The organism is Alcanivorax sp. HI0083 (assembly GCF_001635175.1).
This window is the reverse complement of record NZ_LWFX01001202.1, coordinates 1-3,044: the sequence shown is the minus strand read 5'-3', so window position 1 is coordinate 3,044 and position 3,044 is coordinate 1. Positions and strand designations below refer to the sequence as shown.

The following is a 3,044-nucleotide window of genomic DNA, read 5'->3' as shown; positions in this document are numbered from 1 at the left end:
AGCCGGCCCCCGTCACGCCGCCTACACAGATCTGATCCCCCGCACGGGCACCATCACGACGCAACGCCAGCCCCGGAGGCACGGCCCCGGTAGCCTGGATCGAGACCGACAGGGGACCACGGGTGATATCCCCTCCAACCAGGCTAATCCCAGCCTGGTCGGCCAGCTCAAACAGCCCCCGGGAAAAGCCTGCCAACCAGTCTGCCTCCACCTCCGGGAGTGTCAGGGAGAGCAAAAACCAGAGCGGTGTCGCCCCCATGGCCGCCAGATCCGAAATATTCACCGCCAGGCAGCGATAGCCCACATCGGCCGGGGCCATATCAGCGGGAAAGTGACGGTCGACCAGACTGGTATCCTGAGTCATTACCAGTTGCTGGCCGGCGGGAGGGGTCAACAAGGCGCCATCGTCACCGGGGCCCAACACCACGGAGCCCCCCTGACGATGGTGAAAATAACGCCGGATCAGGGAGAATTCGTCCAGGGAGCCAGACACTGACGGTTGCGGCGGCGATTNAGAGAAGTCGGCAGGATCAGTCATGGCAGAAGCATAACGCGGCTTGCCCGCAGAACGCACGGGCAGGCCAACGCTAGCAGCGGGTATCAGTCACGGGGGCGGCGTTCCGACGCTTCCGCATAACGCAACTGGCGCGCCAGCTTGTCGAGCACCCCATTCACGTACTTGAAGGAATCTTCTGCGCCAAACACCTTGGCCAGTTCAATGCCTTCGTTGATCACCACCCGGTAAGGCACATCCTGGCGTTCCTTCAACTCGAAGGCGCCGAGTCGCAGAATCGCTTTTTCCACCTGGGACAGCTCTTCCACACGCCGATCCAGATAGGGCGTGAGCTGCTCGTCCAGCGCTTTCACCTGGCCCAGCACCCCGTGCAGCAGATCATGAAAGTATTCACGGTCCACCTTGGCAAAATCCTGATTCGCCAGAAACTGGGCTTCAATGTCGCTCACGGCAGCACCGGCCAGCTGCCACTGGTACAGCGCCTGAAGGGTGAAACGACGCGCCTTGCGACGGGCACTGGGTGTAGATGGATTGTTCATGCGACCTCAGATAACGGAAAACGATGCCGGGCGCCTGCGCCCAGCGCCGCGCCCCTGGAATTACAGGGCTTTAAACAGCGACACCATTTCCAGTGCGCACAGGGCGGCTTCCGCCCCCTTGTTACCGGCCTTGGTGCCGGAGCGTTCGATGGCCTGCTCAATGGTGTCCACGGTCAGCACGCCGAACGCCACCGGGGTACCGGTGCTGTTCTGAACCGAGGCAATGCCCTTGGCGGCTTCGCCGGCCACGAACTCAAAGTGGGCAGTGCCACCACGAATCACCGCGCCCAGCGCAATCACCGCGTCATAGCTACGCTTCTCGATGACCTTTTTCACCGCCACCGGCATTTCCCAGGCACCGGGTACACGGATGATTTCAATATCGTCACGGCTCACCCCGTGACGCACCAGCGCATCCACGGCACCGTCCAGCAGGGCTTCCACCACAAAGCTGTTAAAGCGCGCCACCACGATACCGTAACGGCCACCCACGTTGCTCAGAGTACCTTCGAGAGTCTTGATGTTTTGCATGTGTCTTGTCCTGATCATTGGTCGCACCTGGCAAGGCAGGAGCGTCCAGTGGTTTCGATTAGCTTCCTGACGCCGAAAGCCCAATGCCCAACGCTAAAATCGCAAGCATCAGGCCTGAGGCGTCAGGCATCGGGCGTCTCATTCAACTATCCGCGTCCAAGTACTCGGTGATTTCCAGGTCGAAACCACTCAACGCGTTGAATTTCATCGGGGAGCTGAGCAGGCGCATTTTGCGCACGCCCAGTGCCTTCAGAATCTGGGAACCGGTGCCGATGTTGCGGTACGCACGGGACTCGCCCTTGGGCTTGCCAGCGGTGCCGCCGAAGAAGGCATCCAGGCGTTCGACGATATCGTTGGAGGCGTAATCCTGCCCCAGAATAATCACCACCCCGGCATCCGACTGGGAAACGGTTTCCAGCACCCGGTGCATGTTCCAGCCGGTGCGGCCATTCATCTTGGCGCTCATCAGATCACGCAGCGGGTCCACCTGATGCACCCGTACCGTGACCTCTTCGTCTTCACTGATCTCGCCTTTCACCAGCGCCACATGGGTCAGCCCGTCCACGGTGTCGCGGAACGCCACCAGGCGAAAATCGCCGTACCAGGTATCCAGCTCGTGGTCGGACACCTGCTCGATGGTCTGCTCGTTCAGGGCGCGATACTGGATCAGGTCGGCGATGGTGCCGATCTTCAAGTCATGCTCTGCAGCGAACACTTCCAGGTCTTCCCGGCGTGCCATGGAACCATCTTCATTCATGACTTCGCAGATCACCCCGGACGGCTCGCAACCGGCCAGCGCCGCCAGATCACAGGACGCTTCGGTGTGACCGGCACGGCGCAGCACGCCACCCGGCTCGGCCATCAGCGGGAAGATATGCCCCGGCTGGACAATGTCATAGGCGCGGGCATTGCGGGCCACGGCGGCCTGCACGGTGCGCGCACGGTCAGCGGCAGAGATCCCGGTGGTCACCCCTTCGCGGGCTTCGATGGACACGGTGAACTTGGTGCCAAAACCACTGCCATTGCTCTGCACCATCAACGGCAGATCCAGCAACTCACAGCGCTCACGGGACATGGGCATACAGATCAGGCCACGGCCGTACTTGGCCATGAAGTTGATGGCTTCGCCAGTCACGTGCTCTGCCGCCATCACCAGGTCGCCTTCGTTCTCCCTGTCCTCATCATCCATCAGGATAACCATCTTTCCCTGACGGATATCTTCGATCAGTTCTTCAATACTGTTGAGTTGCATACAATTGCTGCCTTCAATTCATCTGCGGTCAATAACGCACCGCCGCCGCAGACTTTCTGCCAGCCGGCCTTGCGTCTGACGTCCGACGTCTGACGTCAGACGCCTTTGATAAACCCGTTTTCCGCCAGGAACGCCATGGAAATCCCCTCGGAAGTGGGCTCGGCGGCCTTCTCTCCCAGGAGCAGGCGTTCCAGATAGCGGGCTATGA

The 3,044-nt window shown here is 60.8% G+C and carries 4 protein-coding genes and 1 pseudogene; all 5 read right to left on the bottom strand.

Annotated elements, in window-relative coordinates:
• Positions 1–538, bottom strand: a 538-nt coding sequence (locus A3754_RS17445; protein ID WP_231880677.1) for a thiamine-monophosphate kinase, incomplete at its 3' end; no start/stop codon positions are given.
• A 62-nt stretch (positions 539–600) separates the two neighbouring features.
• Positions 601–1,053 carry a transcription antitermination factor NusB gene (gene nusB / locus A3754_RS17440; protein ID WP_063520721.1) on the bottom strand — a complete coding sequence of 151 codons (453 nt, stop codon included), beginning with the start codon at positions 1,051–1,053 and terminating at the stop codon, positions 601–603.
• 60 nt (positions 1,054–1,113) lie between these two features.
• Complete coding sequence (gene ribE, locus A3754_RS17435) at positions 1,114–1,584, bottom strand: 6,7-dimethyl-8-ribityllumazine synthase (RefSeq protein WP_007150362.1); 471 nt, start codon at positions 1,582–1,584, stop codon at positions 1,114–1,116.
• 142 nt (positions 1,585–1,726) lie between these two features.
• Positions 1,727–2,836: a bifunctional 3,4-dihydroxy-2-butanone-4-phosphate synthase/GTP cyclohydrolase II gene (gene ribBA, locus A3754_RS17430; protein ID WP_063520720.1), complete on the bottom strand. Its 1,110-nt coding sequence runs from the start codon at positions 2,834–2,836 to the stop codon at positions 1,727–1,729.
• Positions 2,837–2,931: 95 nt separating this feature from the next.
• Positions 2,932–3,044: pseudogene (locus A3754_RS26700) on the bottom strand (riboflavin synthase); the annotation flags it as partial.

Excerpts from the sequence above, each read along its gene's own strand:
- ribE (WP_007150362.1), bottom strand. The coding sequence starts at position 1,584 with ATGCAAAACATCAAGACTCTCGAAGGTACTCTGAGCAACGTGGGTGGC.
- ribBA (WP_063520720.1), bottom strand. The coding sequence starts at position 2,836 with ATGCAACTCAACAGTATTGAAGAACTGATCGAAGATATCCGTCAGGGA.
- nusB (WP_063520721.1), bottom strand. The coding sequence starts at position 1,053 with ATGAACAATCCATCTACACCCAGTGCCCGTCGCAAGGCGCGTCGTTTC.